The sequence below is a fragment of the Sphaerisporangium melleum genome, assembly GCF_014646695.1.
Lineage (GTDB): Bacteria > Actinomycetota > Actinomycetes > Streptosporangiales > Streptosporangiaceae > Sphaerisporangium > Sphaerisporangium melleum.
Genome location: NZ_BMNT01000017.1, coordinates 160,776 through 180,738 on the forward strand (window position 1 = coordinate 160,776; position 19,963 = coordinate 180,738).

Consider the following 19,963-nt stretch of genomic DNA (forward strand, 5'->3'; position numbering starts at 1 on the left):
GACCACTCAGCTCCCGAAGTCGCCGTCCCGCACCCCGGCGAGAAACGCACTCCACTCCCCTGCCGGGAAGAGCAGAACCGGTCCATCGGGCATCTTGCTGTCGCGGACGCCGACGAGGTCAGGGAGGTTCTCCGCCACTTCCACGCACTGGCCCCCGCTGTCCCCGGAGTGCGAGGCCTTCTGCCACAGGGCGCCGCTCAGATCAATCCGGCTCGTCGTTCCCATACGGGTATCGCCTCCTCGATCATCTGGCGCGACAGGTGTTCGGGGTACGCCGATGCTCGTATCGTGTCATATCGGGACCAGATTTGAGCTACCACCTCATGATCTGCCGTGATACGGCCTTCAGCGGAGGATTCGACGTTGACCACATCGGGCCGACCATCGGAAAGCTGCGCGATCATGAACGCACTCATCATTCCGGTGACGCACGAGGCCGCGACCAGTTGGACCGTCACGTGAGGGCGCTGCGCCACCTCGACCAGATATCTCACCTGCCCGGTCATCGTCTCGGGGTCCGCGACGGGTCTCTGTAGTACGTATTCATCGATGAGAATCCACATCATGGGCGGAGGCTCTCGTTCGAGCAGCGCCTTTCGCCGCATGCGGATCTGCAGACGCTCCTCGACCTCCTCCGGAGTGATGCCAGGCGCTCCGCGGAAGACACACCTGGCGTAGTCCTCGGTTTGGAGGAGGCCGGGGATGAGGAGGGGGTCCCAGGTGCGCAGGACGGTGGCTTGGGGCTCGATCTCCTCCAGCCAGCGGGTGAACCAGGCGGGGCCCGGGGTCTGCAGCATGAACTGGTAGAGGCGGTGGAAATGACCGTCCAGCCCGAAGATCTCATCACATTTCTGCACGAATTCCGGCGACGGCGGACGTTCTCCCCGCTCGATTTTCCCGATCATGTCCGGGCTGCAGGTGGTGCGCTCCCCAAGTTGCGGCTGGGACAGCCCGATCCGCTTTCTGCACCGCCGCAGCTCACTGCCGAAGAAGGCCCGAGGGCCGGTATTCGGATCGAGATGGCGTTCCCGCCCCACCGCACCTCCCGACGAATGGACGACCACCGGTTTCCCGCAGTTTGACATACCGGCCGTGGTCGATGGGACACGAATGGTGACGCGATCCGGACAGCGCTTGGTCCGCACAATGTCGCCGTATTCAGCATCGATTTCCGTCGCCCAAGGGCACGCTGAATTCGCGTCGGACCGCGAGGTGCAAGATCGTCCGTGCGCCATGGCGCACGGACGATCTTGCACCTCGCCGTACAGGGCAGCGGCAACGGGAGGACGAGAGGAGATGGGAACGCATGCGGACGGGACGGCACGCGCGGGGCCGGAGCGAAGAGCCGCCGGCCCGGCAACGGGAGTGGGAGCCGCGGGCGCGGGCGCTGGACGCCGTCGAACCGGCCTGGACGGTCTTCTACGGCGTGTGGAGCCGCAGGTACTTCGCCATCGCCACCTGGAGGGCGAACGAGCCGATCCTGGTGGACGCGCGAGATCCGGGCGAGCTCCGGTCGCTGATGCGCGAGGCCGAGCGGACGGACATCGGGAAGTCCGCACCATTCGTTGCTGTTTGACATCGAACTACGCACAACGCCATACCACTACTAACAGCCCAAACCCGGACAGAGTAGGGTCATCCGGGTCATCGGCAAGGACAGGGAAGAGCATGGTCGGCACTGCGGACGGTCAACGCACCGCGTACTGGGACATCCCCCGGGACCCGAACATCCTCGCGCACGTGCGGCAGCTGATCCGGCAGACCCTCAAGGGCTGGGACCTCGCCGAGTCCGACGACCTCACCGACGACATCGTCCTGGCCTCAAGCGAGGTGCTCACCAACGCCGTGCTGTACGGCCTGCCGCCGATCCGGTTCTCGCTCTGGATCACCGGCGAGACGCTGTGCGCCGAGATCACCGACCACGGCGCCGACCGGCCCGAGCCCGGGACCGACGACGGCGAGGCCGAGCACGGCCGGGGACTGGGCATCGTGGCCGCCCTGTCCGACGAGTGGGGCGTCCAGCCGGCCCAGAACGGCCCGGCGAAGACCGTCTGGTTCCGCAAAAAGTGCTCACCACGGGGATCGGCCGCCTGACCGCGGGCGGTTCCCGGCGGGCCGGCCGCCGCCGTCACCACGACGGCCGGCCCGCCGGGCCGTCCCAGCCGGTCATGCCGGACCGCTGCGCCTCCGGGTCGGCATGACCGGCCGCTCGCGGGTCACTCCGGCCAGTCGGACTTGAGGATGACCTCGACGAAGTCGATATGCCGGAAGCCGGGCACGAAGTGTTCCAGGACGTCGGCGTTGACCGTGCCGAACGTGGTGTCCGGACGGTCTGAGAACCCGTCGGTGAACGCGGCGAGGATCTGCCGCTTGAAGTCCGGGCGCGGGTGCGCGGCGGTGACCGCCTCGATGTCGGCCCGGTCCAGCTCACCGTAGGCGATGCCGAGCACGTCGGTCTCCACCCCGGCGGTGACCAGGGCCACCTCGGGTTCGAGGTGGTAAGGGATCTCCGGTGTGGTGTGCAGCGCGATGGCCTCCCACACCTTGCGGACGTCGGCCTCGGCGATGCCGTGCGACCGCAGGTACCGGCGTGCCTCGTCCGCGCCGTCGATCTCGAACCGCTGGTCGGTGCGCCGGTAGGTCTCGGTCAGCCCGAGGTCGTGGAACATCGCGCCCACGTACAGCAGCTCGGGGTCGGCGGTGAACCCGAGGCGCCGGCCCTGGAGGCTGCCGAACAGGTACACGCGGCGCGAGTGGTGGTACAGCAGCGGAGGCGCGGCCGACCGCACCAGCTCGGTCGCGCCGGTGGCGAGCGCCGAGTCCGGGATGGCGACGCCTGCGATCGTCTCGCTCATATCAGGGACTCCTTGCAGGTCAGAGCGGTTTACCTTCCCCTCCACTCTCTCAGGCGCAACGCCCCGGGCGCCGCCGTCCTGCCGGACGTCCATCCCTCGGATCCGGCCATCAGCACAGGAGGGGACGTACCCGGACACCGGTGCGCGAGCGGGACCCTGGATGATGGAGCGCTATGGACGAGCTGATTCTTCTGCGCCACGGCGAGACCGAGTGGAGCCGCGACCGCCGGCACACCGGCCGCACCGATCTTCCGCTGACCCCCAGGGGCGAGGACCAGGCGCGGGCCCTCGCGCCCGCGCTGAAGGGCGTCACGTTCTCGCTCGTCCTGTCCAGCCCGGCCCGGCGCGCCCGGACCACGGCAGAGCTCGCCGGTCTGTCCGGCGCCGAGACCGATCCGGAGCTGTGGGAGTGGGACTACGGCGGCTATGAGGGCATCACCACGGCGGACATCCGGCAGGGCCGCCCGGGCTGGTACCTGTGGCGCGACGGGGTGATCCCCGGTGACGCCGAGCATCCCGGTGAGACGGTCGGGCAGGTCGCCGAGCGCGCCGACCGGGTGATCGCCCGGGTCAGGGACGTCGAGGGCACCGTCGCGCTGATCGCGCACGGCCACTTCCTGCGCGTCCTGACCGCCCGCTGGCTGGAGCTGCCGCCGCAGGAGGGCCGCCACTTCGTGCTGGACACCGGCACCATCTCGGCGCTCGGGTACGAGCACGGCGAGCCGGCCCTGATCCGCTGGAACGCTCCGGTCGCCTCCTGAACGTCGAGAGGGCGTGCGCGGTCCCGGAGATCGCGCACGCCCTCTCGATATCGCCCGGGTGGTGCCGTCAGGTGGACAGGCCGTGCGCCTCGGCCAGGAGTTCCGCCGACCTGATCGACGCCTTGGCGTCCGGCGCGGCGAGCGAGACGATCAGCTCGTCCGCCTGGGCGTGCTCGGCGAACTCGGCCACGTAGGCCGCGACCTGCGCCGGGTCGCCGGCCGCGAAGTACTTGGTCATCCGCCTGATCTGGTGCCCGGCGGGCGACGCCAGCAGCATGTCGGCCTCCTCCTCGTCGTACGGGCGTCCGGCCGCGAGGAAGTTGTGCACCCTGAGCCGCAGGGCGGCGAGTTGCTGCTCCCGCGCCTCCTCGGTCGTGTCGGCCGCGATCACGTTGAGCGCCGCCATGACGTACGGCCGGTCGAGCTGCGCGGAGGGCCGGAAGTCGCGGCGGTAGAGGGCGACGGCCTCCTCAAGAGCATCGGGCGCGAAGTGCGAGGCGAACGCGTACGGGAGCCCGAGCGCCGCCGCGAGCTGGGCGCCGAACAGGGAAGAGCCGAGGATGTACAGCGGCACGTCGGTGCCCTTGCCGGGAACGGCGTCGACTCCGGGGATGCGGCTCTCGCCCCTCAGGTACCCCTGGAGCTCCAGCACGTCCTGCGGGAAGGCGTCCGCGGAGGTCGGCGTGCGGCGCAGGGCCCGCATGGTCTGCTGGTCGCTGCCCGGAGCCCGGCCGAGGCCGAGGTCGATGCGGCCGGGGTGCAGGGACTCCAGGGTGCCGAACTGCTCGGCGATGGTCAGCGGCGAGTGGTTGGGCAGCATGATGCCGCCCGATCCGAGGCGGATCGTACGGGTGTGCGCCGCCACGTGGGCGATGACCACGCTGGTCGCCGAGGACGCGATGTACCGCATGTTGTGGTGCTCCGCGTACCAGACGCGCCGGTATCCGAGCTCCTCGGCCCGCTGGGCGAGGGCGACGCTGGCGGCGAGACTGTCGGACGCCGTCCCCCCGTCACGGATGTACGCGAGATCCAGGATGGACAGCGGCAGAACCATGGGACGGACGTCCTTTCACCCGATGACGGTGGATCGGACGTGTGCAACAGCCACTCGCGCGGGACCATTCCCCTCTGGCAGGCCCGCCTATCAGGGCCGATCGGCGTGCGGCGGGGGCCGGGTAGGGCCGGACGGGACGGGAGGGGGTCAGACGGAGGCCACGGGCTTGGGCTGGGGGCCTCGGCCGGTCAGCCATTCGAGGACCTTGCGGTGGCCGTGACGGGCGTCCTCGAAGTGGCCCCAGCGCCAGTATCGGGGCTGGTCACGGACGCCGGTGACCCAGGTGCGGTAGGAGACCGGGCGGGCGCCGTCCTCCTCGGTGGAGGCCGCGGACGCGACGCCGTAGGTACGGATCACGACGCGGCCCCCGGGTGCGAACAGCACATCATCGGCCACGGGGTAGAGAGTCATCTGGTCCAGCATCACGGCCCCCACGAACTTCACACGAAGCGGATGGACCAAGTGTGCCGGGCCGATGCGCGGCCCCGGTTACGCGATCTGCGCTCTCCGGTTAACCGGACTCGCGATATGTGAACAGGGTGTTACGCGACCAGATTGTCGAACTCGCCGTCCTTGACGCCGAGCACCAGGGCCCGGATCTCGTCAGCGGTGTAGATCAGGGCCGGGCCGTCCGGGAATCGGGAGTTGCGGACGGCGACGCCCCCGTCGGGGAGTTTCGCAAGCTCGACGCAGTTGCCCTGCGAATTGCTGTGAACACTCTTGCGCCACGCGACGCCGGTGAGGCTGCTGGCCGGCATTCCGTTGTATGGCTGGTTCATCTAGATCTCTCTGAGTATGTCGCCGAGTATCTCGGCGGTGCCCCCGGGAGTTGTGCTCTCGATGCACAGCTGTTCCATGGCCGTGAGGTACGGGTCGATGTCCTCACGCTTGTCCAGATAAAGGGCACCCCACAGCTGCTCGACGTAGACCACGTCCGACAGGTCGGACTCCGGAAAACGCAGAATGGTGAACGCTCCACCCTCGGCCGCGTGCATGCCGAACTGGAACGGCATCACCTGCAATGTGATGGCCGGCAGGCCGGCGACGGCCATCAGGTGCTGCAACTGCTCGTACATGATCTCTTTGCCGCCGATGGGCCGCCGCAGCGCGGCCTCGTCGATGACGGCCCAGAGTTTCGGCCCGTCGTTCCGGAGGAGACGCTCCTGCCGTTCCATGCGCAGATGCACGCGGCGTTCGATCTCCTCGTCCGGGACGTCCGGATACCCGAGTCGAATGACCGTCCGGGCGTACGCGGCCGTCTGGAGCAGCCCCGGGACGAACTGCACCTCGTAGGTGCGGATCAGCGAGGCGGCCTCTTCCAGGCCGACGTACGTGGAGAACCACGAGGGGAGCAGGTCGCTGTACTTGTGCCACCATCCAGGGGTGTTCGCCTCGCGGACCATCTCGAGCAGCCCGCGCCGGTCGGCGTCGTCGTTGACGCCGTAGAGCGTGAGCAGATCTTCCACGTCACGCGTCTTGAACCCCACCCGTCCAAGCTCCATCCGGCTGATCTTGGACTCGGAGGCGCGGATGTGAAATCCCGCGACCTCTCGCGTTAGCCCGCGCTCCTCGCGCAGCCTGCGTAGGCTGGCGCCCAACATGATGCGCCGAACCGTTGAGCCTGAGCCGGGCGGATCGATGGACACTGCTTTCCTCCGGTTGTGGACTGGTTCACAGTCTGTCAAAGATCGCGCGTGTGGTCCCCCTTCGGTGTCACTCCCAGGGCAACCGTAGCGCCTGCACGACTCTTCTGCACGTGCATTCGCTCTTGCACCTGCACATGAGTATGGACCATCATGATCCCTGTGCACTCCACGGACCTGACACGTGGTCGAGCCCAGTGGTCGGCCTTCGACTGGTGGCCCCCCATCGGCTGGTGGCCCCACCCCGCGCGCGATCTGGTGCCACCCGGAGCGTGCACGTCGAGCGCCACGTTCGTGCTGCCACCCCGCCCCGAGTCCGTCCACTCCGCGCGCAGCTTCTCCGCGGGCAGCCTCACCGGCTGGGGGATGCGCGACCTGGTGCAGGACATGGAACTGGTGGTCTCCGAACTGGCCACCAACGCGCTGCGGCACGGCCTGCTGCTCGAACCGGGCGCCGGCCGCCCCGCCCCCTCCGACCCCATCCGGATGTCGATGATCCGGATGGACTCGCTGGTGAGCTGCGTCTTCGCCGACCCCGGCTCCGCGGCGCCGGTGATGCGCGACCCCTCCCCGCTGGAGATCGGCGGCATGGGGCTGCACATCGTGGAGTCGATGAGCCTGCGCTGGGGCTGGAACCCCCTGCTGCCGTCCGGAAAGGTCGTCTGGGCCGTGCTGAAGAGCTGAACCATCCCGATCGGGCCGTTCGCGGGCATTCCCCTCGCTCTCCGAGACGCGACGCCCGCGGAACGTGAAGGCGAGCCAAAGGATTCGGGGGTGTATTCCGCAAGGCCGATCCGTCAAGCGGGTGTCTGCATTACGGTGGCTTCTTGGTGACTCCCGCGAGACCTTTGAAAGAGCTGTGATGGATGATCACCTGCTCGGCTGGTTGACGACCCTCGATGAAGACCGGCTCGCACGCATCCTGGCCAACCGTCCCGACGCGATCGCCGCCCCCTGGCCGCGCCGTCTGGACACCCTGGCCCGGCGCCTGAGCGACACCTTCGCCGTCATGGAGGTCATGCGGGGCCTCCCGCTGCCCCCGTTGGAGATCCTGCAGGCATGCCTGGTCATCGGTGATCGGGCCACCCCGGAGGAGCTGGCCCGCTTCCTCGGCGTGACCACGGCCGAGGTGCTCCCCTGGCTGGAGGAGCTCTACGACCACGCCCTCGCCTGGCCCGGCCCCGACGGCCGCCTGCGCCTGGCCGGCGCGGTCGCCCGATGGTGGACCGCGCCCTGCGGCCTCGGCGAGCCCCTCTCCTCCTACCTGGACTCCTGGACGCTGAACACCGAGGGCCTGCGCCGCGTGAGCCGCGACCTCGGCCTCAGCACGCAGGGCGGCAGGCGCCAGATGATCGCCCGGGTCACCGCGGCGCTGTCGGACGCCGACCGGCTGGCCGGGCGGTTGCGCGACGCCCCCGACGGCACGGTCAGCCTGCTGGACGAGTTCGCCTGGGACGGGCCGGTGCGCGCCGTGGACGGCGGCCGCTTCGTCACCATCGGCACCCCGGAGAAGTGGGCCGCCGACCGCGGCCTGCTCTTCCGCCCCCAGTGGGACCTTGCCGAGATGCCGCGCGAGGTCGCGCTCGCGCTGCGCGGCCCCGACTACCACCCGCCGTTCACCCCCGAGCCGCCCGAGCCGGGCACGGTCCCCGTCGACCCCGAGGCCGTCGACCACCAGCTCTGCCTGGCCGCGCCGCACGCGGTCGACCGGGCCACCGCCCTGCTGGAGAACACCGACAAGACCCCGCTCCCCCTGCTCAAGGGCGGCGGCGTCGGCGTCCGCGAGACGCGCCGCCTGGCCAAGGAGACCGGCTGCACCGAGGAGGAGACCCGGCTGCTGCTGGAGGCGTGCGCCGTGGCCCGGCTGCTCGCCTGGGACGAGACCTCCGGCGGCCTGGTGCCGACCAAGCGGTTCGACGCCTGGCGGCTGGAGGAGGCCCCGGCGCGGCTGCGTACGCTGCTCGCCGCCTGGTGGCGCATGGAACGCTCGTCGCTGCGGCGCGTCGCCGGCCGCTACCCGACCCTGCTGGGGGACGACCCCGCCGGGGAGACGGTGGCGCGCATCCGCTGGGCGGTGCTGACCACCCTCGCCACGCTCCCGCCGGACGCCGCGTTCGCGAGCCTGCCCGAGCTGGTGCAGGCCGTGCACTGGCGCTCCCCGCTGCTCGACCGCGACCTGCTGGCCGAGTGCGGCCCGGCCGTGCTGGCCGAGGCACGGCTGCTCGGCCTGGTGGCCTCCGACACCCTGACCACGCTCGGCCGCGCCCTGGCCGCGCTCGGCGGAGGCTGCGCCGGGGACGAGCAGGACGAGACCGTGCCGGAGGTCGAGCGCGACCCCGGCCTGATGGAGGCGTCGGTGCACGCGCTGTCGGCCGCGCAGCGCACCGCGCTGTTCGGTGCCGACCTGACCGCCGTCGTCACCGGCCCGCCCGCCGCCGAGCTGGCCGGCCTGCTCGACCGCGCCGCCGACCGCGAGTCGCGGGGCACGGCGTCGGTGTGGCGGTTCAGCCCGGCGAGCGTGCGCCGCGCCCTGGACGCCGGGTACACCGCCGACTCGCTGCTGGAGGAGCTGCGCGCCGCGGGTGCCGTCCCCCAGGCGCTCGGCTACCTGGTCAGGGACGTCGCCCGCCGGTACGGCGAGGTGACCGTGACCACGGTGGGCTGCATCATCCAGGGCTCCGACCCCGGCCTGCTCGCCGAGATCGCGGCGCATCGCCGCCTGGCCCGCCTCGGGCTGCGGCTGCTCGCGCCGACCGTGCTGGCCGGCGGCGCCCCCGCCGACCGGACGCTGGCCGCGCTGCGCGACGCCGGGTACGCCCCTGTGCCGGTGGACGACACCGGCGAGATCTCGGTACGGCGCGAGCCGCAGGGCGGGCGGCTCATCCTGCTGCCCGGGGGGCGGGTGGCCGAGCTGGAGGAGCCGCCGCCCGTGCACCTGCCCGAGCCCACGCCGGACCCGCGCGAGCACGCGCGCAGGCTCGCCCTGACCGGGCGGGAAGAGGTTCAGGCCGGGCAGACGTGGGCGGTGATCGGCCGGATGGCCACCCGCCTGCCCACGGCCCAGCAGTCGCTGCTCGGCTTCGTCGTCGACCGGGGCGTGCGCGCGCTCATCACCCTGTCCGACGGGCTGACCGCCACGATCAGCCATGGTGAGCTGCGGCGCGGCGTCCTGGACGCCTGGTGCGAGGAGGCCGGCGACTACCTGGAGTTCCCGCTCGCGGAGATCGCCTCGGTCACCAGCGGGTAGGCTTGCCGGTGATGATCACCGGCAAGCGGCCACGGGGAGATGGCCGCCGACCTGGCTCTTCTCCCCCTTCGCGCATGAGTGCGCACTATGCGGGAAGCCTCCGCCACACGGCGCTTCCCGCCGTGCCGACGGCCGAAGTGGGGGCGAGGACATGAGCTCGCTGAAGCACGACCGCTCCGCGTCCCTGGCGGGCGGGCCGGCAGGGCACCCGGACGGGCGGGGCACCCAGGTGCGCAGCCGGCTGCTGCGCACGTTCGGGGACCTCACCTCGCGGGTGCATCTGCGCCACCAGTGGCTCACCGTGGAGACCATCGGCCACGTGGTCACCCAGCGCTGCGCCACCTGCCGGCGCACCCGCGTGCGGATCCGCTAGCGCACAGGGGTGCCGTGCCCGGCACGCCGGGTCACGGGGTGAGGGTGAGGGTGTCCACGGCGTCGGCGCGGACGGCGGGCTCGGTCTGCCGCATCGGGACGGTGCCGCCGCCGGCCCACAGCTCGGCCTGGTCGGCGTAGGTCGCGTGGAAGGCGTGCCCGGACGCGCCGGTGAGGTTGATCCAGCGCGAACGGTCCAGGTCGGCGAGGTCCACGACCATGCGCATCGAGGGCACCCAGTCCACCTGGTAGCCCTCGGTCGCGTCCCAGCCCGTCGCGTCCACCGCGTCCTTACCGCCGCCGAGCCGCAGCGGGCCCCGGTTGAACAGCCACTCGACCGGCGCGATGCCCGAGGTGCCGAACGTCTCGTTGGTCAGCTCCAGCGTGTGCAGGTCGCCCCACCGCCAGGCCCGGGGGTCCTCGCCCAGCGCGGCGCGCAGCTCGGCGGACGCGTCGCGCATCGCCGCCACCAGCATCTCGTCCCGGGTCTCGGCCTTGTCCTTGGTGCGCACGTCGTCCCACCACGGGTCGCCGGGGCGGTCCAGCAGTGGGCGCACCACCTCGTACCAGCGGTCGCCGCCGCCCGGCCGGCCGCCCTCGGGCAGCTCGTCGTCGAAGGTGCGCTGGAGCAGGTGGCGCCAGACGGCGTTGAAGTACGCGGCGGGCGCCGAGTCGCGGCCCTGGGTGAAGTCCCAGCCGGACAGCAGTTCCCGCGCCTGCGGGACGCCTGCCCCGGCACGCAGCAGGTGCGGCACCAGCAGCGGCGCCAGGCCGTTGGCGGAGTCCATCTGGATGTCGGACATGGCCTGCGCCGTGATGCCGCCCGTGGCGAGCGCCTGCCTGACGCGGTCGGTGATGCGCTGCGAACGGTAGCCGTAGGACCAGTCGGCGGTGAGGAAGCGGCCGTAGGAGGGGCCGATGGCGGCGTTGTTCGCCGTGACGATGTACCCCTCGGGCGGGTTGTACACGGTCGGGAGCTCGTCGAACGGGATGAAGCCCGTCCACTCCTCCTTGTCGGTCCAGCCACGCGCCGGCCACTGTCCCTGCCCGTTCTCCCCCTTCGAGCGGATGGGAATGCGCCCGGGCGCCTGGTAGCCGATGTTCCCCTCGACGTCGGCGTAGACCATGTTCTGCGCGGGCGCCTCGAAGAACGACGCGGCCCGGCGGAAGTCGTCGAAGTTCGCGGCGGTGTCCAGCAGCAGCAGGGCGTCGGCGGTGCGTCCCGGGTCGAGCGCGGTCCAGCGCAGCGCCACTTCCAGGTCGTGCCCGCCGGCCCGCAGCCGGCCGTTGTCGGCGGAGGCGGCGGGCTCACCGGCGTGCGCCGCGGCGCCCGGCAGGGCCTTGCCCGCGCTCCCGAGCACGCCGGAGACGATCGGGCCGTGCCGGGTGGCGCGGACGGTCAGCCGTTCCGGTGCCCGTCCGGCGACCTTGATCTCCTCGGTGCGGACCTCCATCGGCCGCCAGGCGTCCCCCACCTGGTAGGTGTCCCCCTTGGTCCGCTCCAGGTACAGGTCGGTGACGTCCGGGCCGAGGTTGGTGAACCCCCAGGCGACCCGGTCGTTGTGCCCGATCACCACGCCGGGCAGCCCGGAGAAGGTGTAGCCGACGACGTCGTAGGGGCAGGCCGCCGACTTCGCCCGGCAGTGCAGGCCGGCCTGGTACCAGATGGAGGGGATGCGCGGCCCGAGATGCGGGTCGTTGGCCAGCAGCGGCTTGCCGGTGCCGGTGTGCGCGCCGCCGACCACCCAGGAGTTCGAGCCGATGCCCGCCCGGTCGGTCCCGCCGGTGCCGAGCGGCGAGGGGACCGCGCGCAGCGTGCGCGCCACCGCCGCCAGTGCCCGTGCCTCTCCGGGGACCGCGGTGGGCTTAGCGGGCGCGGACGCCGTGGCACCGGGAACGGCGGTCGTGGCGGTGGCGCCGGTCGAGGGCGCGGAGAAGCGGCCGTCACGGATGGCCCCGGCGGTCACGATGGGCCGGTGCCGGTCGTAGGGGTAGCCGGGGAAGAGCTGCGCCACCCGCTCGGCGGGCACGACGGACGCGTCCAGTGCGCGCTCCAGCTCGTCGTCCATGTTGGAGCGCAGGTCCCAGGCCATCGCCTTGAGCCAGGCCAGCGAATCGGCGGGCACCCAGGGCTCGGGGGCGTAGGAGCCGTTGGTGAGCTTCAGCACGGCGTACTCCAGGCTCCGCTCGGCGAAGCCGTCGTGCTGCCGCATCCAGGCGTTCACGCCATCGGCGTAGTCGCTCAGCGCCTGCCGGGTGCGCGGGTCGAGCAGCGCCAGCTCCCGCTCGGCCGTGCGCCGCCAGCCGAGGGTGCGCACCACCTTGTCGACCTCCAGCGTGGAGGCGCCGAACAGCTCCGAGAGCCGGCCCGCGGTGGTCTTGCGCCGGAAGTCCATCTCCCAGAACCGGTCCTGGGCGTGTACGTACCCCTGCGCCATGAACAGGTCGCGCGGGGTGCTCGCGTAGATCTGCGGGATGCCGTTCCGGTCGCGCAGCACGGTCACCTCGGCGCTCAGCCCCGGCAGCCGCACGCTGCCGTCGACCTGCGGGAACGATCGGCGCACCGTCCAGACGCCGGCCGCGGCGAGCAGCAGCGCGAGCACGAGCAGCGCGGTGAGGAGGCGGGCCGCCCAGCGGAACGGACGGGACAGGCGAGCGAAGGGGGCGAGCCGCACGTAACAGACCTCTCAGGAGCGAAAGCGCACCTGACAGTATGGAACCGCCGGACGGTGCGGTCGATCACCGTACGGCCGCTGATCGGTCACGGCCCGCGCTCCCTGTCACGCGCGGCCATCACGTCCGCTGCTCGCCGCGACACGGCCATCGGAGCCGCCGAGGAGGCCGTCCCTCGGCGCGGCGGACGGCCGGCGCGGGGCCGTCGGGTGCGGGCGGCTCAGGGGGCGGGTTTGCGGGCGACGCCGCCGACCAGCCAGAACTTCTCGGCATTGTGCGTGCTCAGCGGGTTGTCCGGACGCCACTGCCGGACGTAGACCAGGCCGGGCTCGACCAGCTCCATGCCGTCGAAGAAGCGGAGCACCTGAGCGCGCTTGCGCGAGGCGTCCTCGGGACGGCCGAGCACCCGCCGGTAGATCTCGACGATCGGGCCGGCCACCTCGGGCCGCGAGTCGAACACCGCGTGCACGATCGTCAGATGGCTGCCCACCGCCAGCAGGTCGCGCAGCCGGGCGACCTGCTTGTAGGGGTCGTCGTCGTCGGGGATGAACTGCAGGGCGCTCGGCACCATGACCCCGATCGGGCGCGAGACGTCGAGGACCCGCCGCAGCCCGGGGTCGGCCAGCAGCTCGTCCGGGTGCATGATGTCGCCCTCGGTCACCCCGGTGCCCGGGTCGGTGGCGAGCAGCGCCCGCGAGTGCGAGAGCACCACCGAGTCGTCGGAGACGTAGACGACGCGCGCGTCGGGGGCGAGCGAGCGGGCGATCTGGTGGGTGTTGTGGTCGGCCGGGATGCCCGCGCCGATGTTGAGGAACTGCGTGACGCCCTGTTCGACCAGGTAGCGGACCACTCGGGCGTGGAACTGGTGGCTTTCCCGCGCCATCACCCGGACCTCCGGGGCGACGGCGATGATCGCCTCGGCGGCCTCCCGGTCGGCGGCGAAGTTGTCCTTGCCGCCGAGGAAGTAGTTGGCGATGCGGGCGTGGTTCGGCGCGGTGATGTCGAGCGCCGCGCGCATGCGCCGTGCTTCCTCGGTCACCGTCCACCTCCCATGCCGCCGACGCGCCTGCCCGGGTCACCGGGCCACGGCGACCGCCAGAGGTACCGGATCGCACTCTGGCTGCCCCGGGAACCACGATATAGGCCTCACGCCCACACGTTCGGCCGACTTCCCGGTGAAACAGGCGCCACATGGGTTAATTCGGAGTTACGCCGCGCCGAACGCCTCGACGCCGACCGCGGTGAACCGCGTCTCGAAGCCGTCGCCGACCGGCGCCGCGCACATCACACCCGCCAGCGCCGGGACGCCCGGCGGGAAGTACGCCAGGCGCAGCATGACGGTCGGCTCCGCGCCGTCGAGCCCGTACCGCACGGTCACGGTGTCGCCCTCGCGGGTCAGCTCGATGCGGATGGACTCCACCGGCCCGGCCACCGGGGTGACCGACCAGTCGGAGAAACCCCGGGTGACCACGGTGCTGAGGTTGATCCGGCCGTCGACGAACTCGACGCCCGCCTTGATCCAGTTCTCCTCGTCGATGCGCAGCGCGGCGCCCGCCTGGTCGTACTGCTCGGCGTAGCCGGCCTCCAAGGTGGCGGCCACCCGCAGGTCGCCGGGCAGTGTCCGGCCGAAGAGGTGCGCGGTGTCGTAGCTGTACCCGTAGTGGGTGACCCGCCACAGGTCGGTGCGCGCGTCCGCGGTCACCCGCAATGTCCCCGCCGGGTCCGCCGACCACTTCGCGGGCTCGTTGATCCACTGCCAGTCGCTGAAATCTGCGGTCATCACCCCTCCTGCCGCCACCTTATCGATCACCGGTGAGAGAGCGCTCCCGGAGCACCCCGCACGCAGGAGGTCACTCTTCGCGCGCGCTCGGCATAAGCTTCGGGTGTGGCTGACCCCAAGTTCGAGATACAGATGCTCCACGACCGCGTCATGGTGAAGGTCGAGGCGGAGTCCGAGGAGCGCCGCAGCTCGGCGGGCATCGTCATCCCCGCCACCGTCAAGATGGCCAACCGCCTCATCTGGGGCGAGGTGTGCGGTGCCGGGTCGAGCGCCCGCCTGGTCAAGGTGGGCGACAAGGTGCTGTTCAACGCCGAGGACCAGTACGAGGTCGAGGTGCACGGCCAGGTCTACCTGGTCATGCGCGAGCGTGACCTGCACGCCATCGCCACCCAGCAGACCGAGCAGGGCACCGGCCTGTACCTGTAAGTCCCGCGCTCGCCGCCGCCCTCTCGTCTCCCCGCCCACCGGCCCCGCGCCGCGCCGGGGGCGGCCCTGCCCGGGTTCCGCGACCGGCGGATGTCAGCCGAGCGGGTTCAGGCAGTTGATCCCGCCGCGCGGCGCGCCCAGCTCGTCGAGCACCAGCCGCTGCACCACCGGGTCGAAGATCACCCCGAGGTGGGCGCTGAAGTCCAGCGGGCAGACGTCCTGCAGCCGCACGTTCCGCACGCCCGCGCCACTGAGGTAGCCGGAGGTGTAGGGCGTGACGACCTCGTCGTAGCGCGTGACGATGACCGCGTACTCCACACCCGGCACGGTGTCGCCGCCGGAGTTGAGCGCGGTCAGGAACGCCGACCCCGCGAGTTGCTGCCCGCAGGCCGGGCACGCGTCGGTGATCGGCCCGGTGAGGCCGAGCAGGTCGCCGAGCGTCGCCAGGCCGCTGAGCGTGGTGCCGTGGTTGGACGGCGCGAGGGCGACCAGCTTGCGCACCTTCGCCGCCCCGCCGAGGAACTTCAGGTAGTGGCGCGGCATCATGCCGCCCTGCGAGTGGCCGACGAGGTCCACCTCGGCGGCTCCGGTGGCGGCGAGCACCCGGTCGACGAAGGCGGACAGCTGCTGGGCGGAGCGGGCGATGTCCCCGGTGCCCTGGATGAGCGCGCCCTCCCCGCCGCCGTAGTTCAGCGCGAACACGCAGTATCCCGCGCGCTTGAGCACCGGCGAGATCGCGGGCCAGTTCACCGCCATGGAGGCGAAGGTGCCGTGGACCAGGACCACCGGGCGCGGGTGGGCGGCAGGCGGGCGGCAGGTCCAGTCGTTCGCTCCCTGCGGAGAGGTCTCGGCGTGCGCGGTCCCGGTGAGGAGCGAGGACAGCAGCACCGCGCCGGCGAGCACCGGGAGGACGAACCGAAAGCGCATTTCCTTTTCCGCCTTCCGCCGATCGGCGAGGGGGCACGCCTGATCGGCAGAACGGTATTTCCGGAACCGGCCTGCTGACTTGGTCCAGGACAATGAAAGAAATCCGGGCCGCTGTCCGCGGATGACAAAACCGCGCATCAGGCACGGCGAAGAGAACTCCTGGCTCTCCCCGGGACGGTTTCCCGGGTTTCAGCGCCCGCCGGTGCGCGGCGGTTCGAGGGCGCGGGCGCGCAGTGCTATCTCCAGCTCGAAACGGTCGTCGGGTGAGCCGAGCTGGTCGCCGAACAGCTCCATCGCCTGGCGCAGCCGGTAGCGCACGGTCTGCGGATGCACGTGCAGGCGTGCGGCCACCTCGTTGGCGTTGTGCCCGCACTGCAGCCAGGCCAGGAGCGTCTCGGCGACCCGGTCGCGCTGTCCCGCGCGCAGCCCGCGCAGCGGCGCCAGCCGCGTACGGCGGATGATCCGGACCAGCGCCTCGTCCTTGCAGACGACCATCGTGGCGAGGTGGTCGGCGCAGCGCACCACGGCGGGGGCCGATCTGCCCGCGCCCGTCTCCCTGCCGGACGGCAGCAGCCCGCGCCGGGTCAGGTCCAGCGCCTCACGGGCCAGCCTGAGCGACTGCGCGGCCTCCCGTACCGGCACCGGCGGGCCGAGGACGACCACCCAGTCGCGCAGCGCGCGGTCCAGCAGCGCCGTCCTGCCGGGCGCCTCGGGGTCGGGCAGGACCAGGAACGGGTCGGGCCGGTCGAGGGCGGCCAGCACGTCCGGCGGCAACGCCGGCCTGGCCACCCCGCCCACGGTGCCGTTCACCGGCCCCGCCGTACGGGCCACCGCCGCGGAAGCGGAGGCGAGTCCCAGGACGGACGGGGGCATGGCAGGGTGGCCGGGTGGCTCGCGGTCGCCGAACGCGGCCGCGAGCGGGCGGGCCGCCAGCGCGACCCCGGCCACCGAGCGCGGCATGGTCCAGCCGGCCGCCCGGGCCAGGTCCTCGACGGCCCGCAGGTCGGCGGGCGGGCCTGCGACGAGCAGGTCCAGCAGGCGACGGCGCCGCAGCTCCAGCTCTCCGGCGACCTTGATCTGCGCCTCGGCGTAGCCCTCGGCCGCCGCGGCGGCGATCTCGTCCAGATAGACCAGGATCGCCTCGCCCACCGCGCACAGGCGTTCGCGGGACAGATCCAGCGTCTCGGACGCCAGGGCCAGCCGCCGCCAGGCCACCCGCGCGCAGATCCGCAACGCGGCCTGGAGGGAGTCCAGGGGACGGCCCTCGCTCGCCTCTCCCCTGCCGATCGCCCGGTAGACCTCCGGCGCCCTGCCCTGCTCGTCGCCGTCGCCGGCGATCCGGGCGAGGAACAGCCGCAGCGCCTCCTCGACCGCGCGGCGCACGGCCTTGACGTACTTCTCGTCGCCGGGCCGGGAGTACTCGGGAACACCGGCCCGGATCTCGCCGATCATCTCCTCGGTCAGCTCGGCGAGATGGGCGCGCAGGACGTCCGCGAACTCGCGGGGCACCTGAGGTGTCGCCGGGACCCCGTACGCGCTCACCCGCGTCGCCGGGCGGCACCCACCCGAGCCTCGACAGCGCTCACCTTCTGCACCTCTCGGTCCGGCGAGGATCCTTGGCTCCGCCGGCCGGGCCGGCGGCTCCAGTGATCCGGACGTTACTCCACGATCACCACATTGCTATACGTCTAGCGTCATTTCGCATAGGTGGTTTTCGTACCGAGATGACAGTCTCACCGCGGGCCGGTCAACGACGTGAACGCACGGGCGGCGCGACCTGAAGCCGTCAGGCCAGGTAGGCGCGGGCCTGCTCGACGAGGTCGATGCCGAGGCTGACCCTGACCATGGCCCAGACGACGACGGCGGCGCAGACCAGGGTGACGGCGCCGACCAGGATGCGGATCGGCCAGCTCTGCCGCTTGAGCCAGTCGGTCCAGTCGGCGAGCGTGCGCTTGGCGAACTGCAGCAGCCGGTGCGCCCAGTCGAACTCGGTCGCCAGAACGGCGAGGCCGGCGAAGACGATCAGCCAGCCCGGGCCGGGCAGCGGCACCAGCAGCAGGCCGCCGATCACCAGGGCGGCGCCCACCACGCCGATGACGATCTTCAGAGTGAGCCGGCCGGTGCGGGTGGAGCGCACCCCGTCGAGCCAGCCCATGAAACCTTCACGTTTCGCGGTCTGCACCGCGTCGCCGCTCGGCTCGTCGGTTACGGCCACCCGTCCCCCCCTGTCCGGCCCGCTCATGTGTCCAGAATAGGTGCGATCCTCCACCGGCCGCCTCATCCGCAGGTAGAACTCGCCGTCCGACCGCGGGCGGAGCCGACCCCGAGCCGCCCCTGAGCCCGACCGGCGTTTCGGTCACGCCATGCCCTGGCCGGGGACGGTCCGATGCGCACGGGCCGGCGCGGGCCGAAGGCGTTGGGCCTTCTCAAACCGCGGGCGGCCGGGTTACAAGAACGCTGGACGTCGCGGATCTCCGCGCCGCTCCGTTCCCTCGCCCGGGCGCCGGCACCTGGCATCCGCCGCCGGCGCCGCGACGCGAGCCGCCGACCTGACCCGGACGGAAGGACGACATGACCCTGTTACGCACCGCCCTGTCACGACTGCTCACCGTGATCGTGATGGTCGCCGCAGGCCTGGCCTGGACGACGGCCGGCGCCCAAGCGGCCGTACCCGACCGCTGGGGCTTCGCCCTGGTCGACATCTCCTCGGGGCTGCCCGACCTCACCCACCAGGCCGGAAGCTGGCCCGCCGGCCAGAACGTCACGGTGACCCCGGGCTCGACCGGACAGGTCTACGTGCGCTTCCCCGCGATCGGCGTCTCCCCTGAGCGCCAGAACAACGGGGTGCCCCACGTCACCGCGATCGCCGACGGCCCGCAGTACTGCCAGGTGCAGAAGTACGGCGTTTCGGGCTCCGACCTGCTCGTCGCGGTCCAGTGCTACCACTACAGCGGCCGGCCGATCTTCACGCCGTTCTCCATCACCTTCGCCTCCAGTACGGGCACCCTGACCCCGCCCGGGGCGTTCGGCTACGTGTACTGGACCGGCGCCGCGATCGGTTCGACGTACAACTCCGCCGGGAACCTCAACGTCGTCAGCCCGTCCATCACCCCGGGCGTGTGGACCGTCGACCTGCCGGGGATCGGCCCCTCGACCACCGCGGGCAACATCCAGGTGACCGCCGTGGACTCCCAGCGGCCCGCCCACTGCAAGGCGTCGGCGTGGTCGCCGACCTGGAGCGGGCAGAAGATCCAGGTGCGGTGCTTCGACGCGGCCGACGCGCCGCTGTCGACCGGGTGGACCCTGACCTACCACCACGAGCGTGCCATCACCGGTGGGGCGGTCCCGCCGAGGTACTTCGCCTACACCTTCGACAACGTCCCCGGCAACCCCGGGCCGTACTCGCCGGTGCCGCCCGGCGTGAGCTACAACTCGGTGGGCTCCTACAACGAGATCCAGACCGCCGGCACCGGGCTGCGCCTGGTCACCTTCCACAAGGTCGGTGTGCTGCCCGACGACGTGCAGGTCACCGCGTTCGGCTCCGGGCCGGCGTTCTGCAACCTGCTGGCGCCCTGGACCACGTACGGCAACGAGGCGATCGTGCGTGACGTGGCGTGCTACAAGGGCGGGACGCGGCAGGAGTCGGCCTCGATGGTCACCTACGTCTCCGCGCGCTGACCTGCCCGGCTCCCGGCGATGAGAAAGGGCCCGGCGCCGTGTCCGGCGCCGGGCCCCCTTTCGCTCACCGGTCCGGTCAGCCCACCGTGCAGGTGACCGGGGACGGGACGGAGTTGGCCGAGCCGTAGGACGCGCCGAAGCCGAAGCCGGTGGAGGCGCCGGCCGCGAGGTTGCCGTTGTAGTTCACGTTCTTCACCGTGACGTTCGCCCCGCTCTGGGTGAGGGTGCCGTTCCAGAGCTGGCTGATGGTCTGGCCGTTGGCGAAGGTCCACTTCACCGTCCAGCCGGTGATCGCCGCCGTGCCGGTGTTCTTGACCGTGACCTCGCCCTGGAAGCCGCCCGGCCAGGAGTTGGTGATCGCGTAGGTCGCGGTGCAGCCGCCGTTCCCGCTACCAGAGGTCGTGGTGAAGGTGACCGGGTTGCTGGCCTGCGAGCTGTTGCCCGCCGCGTCCCGCGCCACCACATAGAAGGTGTACGACGTACTCGCCGACAACCCGGTCAGCGCCTGCGACGTACCACTCGCCGTGGCCACCTTCACATCCGTGGC

The 19,963-nt window shown here is 71.6% G+C and carries 22 protein-coding genes; 8 read left to right on the forward strand and 14 right to left on the reverse strand.

From position 1 onward, the window contains the following. Nucleotides 1-6: 6 nt before the first annotated feature. Together IEY93_RS16960 and IEY93_RS16965 are read right to left on the reverse strand one after the other, a co-directional pair. Nucleotides 7-225, reverse strand: coding sequence for a DUF397 domain-containing protein (locus IEY93_RS16960; RefSeq protein ID WP_189164027.1), 219 nt, complete (start codon nucleotides 223-225; stop codon nucleotides 7-9). Next, nucleotides 198-1,037 carry a helix-turn-helix domain-containing protein gene (locus IEY93_RS16965; protein ID WP_189164028.1) on the reverse strand — a complete coding sequence of 280 codons (840 nt, stop codon included), beginning with the start codon at nucleotides 1,035-1,037 and terminating at the stop codon, nucleotides 198-200. Before IEY93_RS16965 ends, IEY93_RS16960 begins: the two co-directional genes overlap by 28 nt. A 269-nt stretch (nucleotides 1,038-1,306) precedes the next feature. Here IEY93_RS16965 and IEY93_RS16970 point away from each other — a divergent pair, with 269 nt between their 5' ends. Together IEY93_RS16970 and IEY93_RS16975 are read left to right on the forward strand one after the other, a co-directional pair. Continuing rightward, nucleotides 1,307-1,576, forward strand: coding sequence for a hypothetical protein (locus tag IEY93_RS16970; protein ID WP_189164029.1), 270 nt, complete (start codon nucleotides 1,307-1,309; stop codon nucleotides 1,574-1,576). Nucleotides 1,577-1,668: 92 nt separating this feature from the next. Then, the gene (locus IEY93_RS16975; protein ID WP_189164030.1) at nucleotides 1,669-2,094 is read left to right on the forward strand and encodes an ATP-binding protein; all 426 of its coding nucleotides are present in this window, start codon (nucleotides 1,669-1,671) and stop codon (nucleotides 2,092-2,094) included. Nucleotides 2,095-2,216: 122 nt separating this feature from the next. Here IEY93_RS16975 and IEY93_RS16980 read toward each other — a convergent pair whose 3' ends face one another. Continuing rightward, a complete protein-coding gene (locus IEY93_RS16980) occupies nucleotides 2,217-2,855 on the reverse strand; it encodes an HD domain-containing protein (protein ID WP_189164031.1) in 639 nt (212 codons plus the stop codon). A gap of 173 nt (nucleotides 2,856-3,028) precedes the next feature. Here IEY93_RS16980 and IEY93_RS16985 point away from each other — a divergent pair, with 173 nt between their 5' ends. Then, nucleotides 3,029-3,616: a histidine phosphatase family protein gene (locus IEY93_RS16985; RefSeq protein WP_189164032.1), complete on the forward strand. Its 588-nt coding sequence runs from the start codon at nucleotides 3,029-3,031 to the stop codon at nucleotides 3,614-3,616. Nucleotides 3,617-3,683: 67 nt separating this feature from the next. On the opposite strand, the gene IEY93_RS16990 is transcribed toward IEY93_RS16985, so the two are convergent. From IEY93_RS16990 to IEY93_RS17005, 4 genes are all read right to left on the reverse strand, one after another. After that, nucleotides 3,684-4,670, reverse strand: coding sequence for an LLM class flavin-dependent oxidoreductase (locus IEY93_RS16990; RefSeq protein WP_189164033.1), 987 nt, complete (start codon nucleotides 4,668-4,670; stop codon nucleotides 3,684-3,686). A 147-nt stretch (nucleotides 4,671-4,817) separates the two neighbouring features. Beyond that, a complete protein-coding gene (locus tag IEY93_RS16995; protein WP_229691212.1) occupies nucleotides 4,818-5,081 on the reverse strand; it encodes a hypothetical protein in 264 nt (87 codons plus the stop codon). Between the two features lie 131 nt (nucleotides 5,082-5,212). Next, entirely contained in the window at nucleotides 5,213-5,449 is a 237-nt protein-coding gene (locus tag IEY93_RS17000; RefSeq protein WP_189164034.1) for a DUF397 domain-containing protein, read from the reverse strand. After that, entirely contained in the window at nucleotides 5,450-6,316 is an 867-nt protein-coding gene (locus IEY93_RS17005; protein WP_189164035.1) for a Sco1979 family transcriptional regulator, read from the reverse strand. A 150-nt stretch (nucleotides 6,317-6,466) separates the two neighbouring features. Here IEY93_RS17005 and IEY93_RS17010 point away from each other — a divergent pair, with 150 nt between their 5' ends. The 3 genes from IEY93_RS17010 to IEY93_RS17020 all read left to right on the forward strand — a co-directional run bounded on the left by IEY93_RS17010 (nucleotide 6,467) and on the right by IEY93_RS17020 (nucleotide 9,933). After that, nucleotides 6,467-6,997, forward strand: coding sequence for an ATP-binding protein (locus tag IEY93_RS17010; protein ID WP_189164036.1), 531 nt, complete (start codon nucleotides 6,467-6,469; stop codon nucleotides 6,995-6,997). A 178-nt stretch (nucleotides 6,998-7,175) separates the two neighbouring features. Next, nucleotides 7,176-9,560 (forward strand): helicase-associated domain-containing protein, encoded by a 2,385-nt coding sequence (locus IEY93_RS17015; protein ID WP_189164037.1) that lies wholly within the window; start codon nucleotides 7,176-7,178, stop codon nucleotides 9,558-9,560. A gap of 151 nt (nucleotides 9,561-9,711) precedes the next feature. Continuing rightward, nucleotides 9,712-9,933: a hypothetical protein gene (locus IEY93_RS17020; RefSeq protein WP_189164038.1), complete on the forward strand. Its 222-nt coding sequence runs from the start codon at nucleotides 9,712-9,714 to the stop codon at nucleotides 9,931-9,933. A 31-nt stretch (nucleotides 9,934-9,964) separates the two neighbouring features. Here IEY93_RS17020 and IEY93_RS17025 read toward each other — a convergent pair whose 3' ends face one another. From IEY93_RS17025 to IEY93_RS17035, 3 genes are all read right to left on the reverse strand, one after another. After that, entirely contained in the window at nucleotides 9,965-12,607 is a 2,643-nt protein-coding gene (locus IEY93_RS17025; protein WP_189164039.1) for a penicillin acylase family protein, read from the reverse strand. A gap of 218 nt (nucleotides 12,608-12,825) precedes the next feature. Continuing rightward, nucleotides 12,826-13,644, reverse strand: a complete 819-nt coding sequence (locus tag IEY93_RS17030) for an SAM-dependent methyltransferase (protein WP_189164040.1) — start codon at nucleotides 13,642-13,644, stop codon at nucleotides 12,826-12,828. Nucleotides 13,645-13,812: 168 nt separating this feature from the next. Then, entirely contained in the window at nucleotides 13,813-14,385 is a 573-nt protein-coding gene (locus IEY93_RS17035) for a DUF1349 domain-containing protein (RefSeq protein ID WP_189164041.1), read from the reverse strand. 105 nt (nucleotides 14,386-14,490) lie between these two features. On the opposite strand from IEY93_RS17035, the gene IEY93_RS17040 reads away from it, so the two are divergent. Continuing rightward, nucleotides 14,491-14,811, forward strand: coding sequence for a GroES family chaperonin (locus IEY93_RS17040; RefSeq protein ID WP_189164042.1), 321 nt, complete (start codon nucleotides 14,491-14,493; stop codon nucleotides 14,809-14,811). A gap of 93 nt (nucleotides 14,812-14,904) precedes the next feature. On the opposite strand, the gene IEY93_RS17045 is transcribed toward IEY93_RS17040, so the two are convergent. The 3 genes from IEY93_RS17045 to IEY93_RS17055 form a co-directional block, all read right to left on the reverse strand. After that, complete coding sequence (locus tag IEY93_RS17045) at nucleotides 14,905-15,738, reverse strand: esterase/lipase family protein (RefSeq protein WP_189164043.1); 834 nt, start codon at nucleotides 15,736-15,738, stop codon at nucleotides 14,905-14,907. A gap of 189 nt (nucleotides 15,739-15,927) precedes the next feature. Continuing rightward, on the reverse strand, nucleotides 15,928-17,280 hold the full coding sequence (locus IEY93_RS17050) for a helix-turn-helix domain-containing protein (protein WP_229691214.1): 1,353 nt from the start codon (nucleotides 17,278-17,280) through the stop codon (nucleotides 15,928-15,930). A 244-nt stretch (nucleotides 17,281-17,524) separates the two neighbouring features. Continuing rightward, nucleotides 17,525-17,980, reverse strand: a complete 456-nt coding sequence (locus IEY93_RS17055) for a TIGR02611 family protein (protein WP_203967865.1) — start codon at nucleotides 17,978-17,980, stop codon at nucleotides 17,525-17,527. Between the two features lie 329 nt (nucleotides 17,981-18,309). Here IEY93_RS17055 and IEY93_RS17060 point away from each other — a divergent pair, with 329 nt between their 5' ends. Continuing rightward, on the forward strand, nucleotides 18,310-19,416 hold the full coding sequence (locus IEY93_RS17060; protein ID WP_189164044.1) for a hypothetical protein: 1,107 nt from the start codon (nucleotides 18,310-18,312) through the stop codon (nucleotides 19,414-19,416). A gap of 76 nt (nucleotides 19,417-19,492) precedes the next feature. On the opposite strand, the gene IEY93_RS17065 is transcribed toward IEY93_RS17060, so the two are convergent. Then, a partial coding sequence (locus IEY93_RS17065; protein WP_189164045.1) for a cellulose binding domain-containing protein occupies nucleotides 19,493-19,963 on the reverse strand: 471 nt, incomplete at its 5' end.

Excerpts from the sequence above, each read along its gene's own strand:
- IEY93_RS17020 (WP_189164038.1), top strand. The coding sequence starts at position 9,712 with ATGAGCTCGCTGAAGCACGACCGCTCCGCGTCCCTGGCGGGCGGGCCG.
- IEY93_RS16960 (WP_189164027.1), bottom strand. The coding sequence starts at position 225 with ATGGGAACGACGAGCCGGATTGATCTGAGCGGCGCCCTGTGGCAGAAG.
- IEY93_RS17010 (WP_189164036.1), top strand. The coding sequence starts at position 6,467 with ATGATCCCTGTGCACTCCACGGACCTGACACGTGGTCGAGCCCAGTGG.
- IEY93_RS17060 (WP_189164044.1), top strand. The coding sequence starts at position 18,310 with ATGACCCTGTTACGCACCGCCCTGTCACGACTGCTCACCGTGATCGTG.
- IEY93_RS17000 (WP_189164034.1), bottom strand. The coding sequence starts at position 5,449 with ATGAACCAGCCATACAACGGAATGCCGGCCAGCAGCCTCACCGGCGTC.
- IEY93_RS16970 (WP_189164029.1), top strand. The coding sequence starts at position 1,307 with ATGCGGACGGGACGGCACGCGCGGGGCCGGAGCGAAGAGCCGCCGGCC.
- IEY93_RS16990 (WP_189164033.1), bottom strand. The coding sequence starts at position 4,670 with ATGGTTCTGCCGCTGTCCATCCTGGATCTCGCGTACATCCGTGACGGG.
- IEY93_RS17055 (WP_203967865.1), bottom strand. The coding sequence starts at position 17,980 with ATGAGCGGGCCGGACAGGGGGGGACGGGTGGCCGTAACCGACGAGCCG.
- IEY93_RS16980 (WP_189164031.1), bottom strand. The coding sequence starts at position 2,855 with ATGAGCGAGACGATCGCAGGCGTCGCCATCCCGGACTCGGCGCTCGCC.
- IEY93_RS17015 (WP_189164037.1), top strand. The coding sequence starts at position 7,176 with ATGGATGATCACCTGCTCGGCTGGTTGACGACCCTCGATGAAGACCGG.
- IEY93_RS17035 (WP_189164041.1), bottom strand. The coding sequence starts at position 14,385 with ATGACCGCAGATTTCAGCGACTGGCAGTGGATCAACGAGCCCGCGAAG.
- IEY93_RS16985 (WP_189164032.1), top strand. The coding sequence starts at position 3,029 with ATGGACGAGCTGATTCTTCTGCGCCACGGCGAGACCGAGTGGAGCCGC.
- IEY93_RS17045 (WP_189164043.1), bottom strand. The coding sequence starts at position 15,738 with ATGCGCTTTCGGTTCGTCCTCCCGGTGCTCGCCGGCGCGGTGCTGCTG.
- IEY93_RS16995 (WP_229691212.1), bottom strand. The coding sequence starts at position 5,081 with ATGACTCTCTACCCCGTGGCCGATGATGTGCTGTTCGCACCCGGGGGC.
- IEY93_RS16975 (WP_189164030.1), top strand. The coding sequence starts at position 1,669 with ATGGTCGGCACTGCGGACGGTCAACGCACCGCGTACTGGGACATCCCC.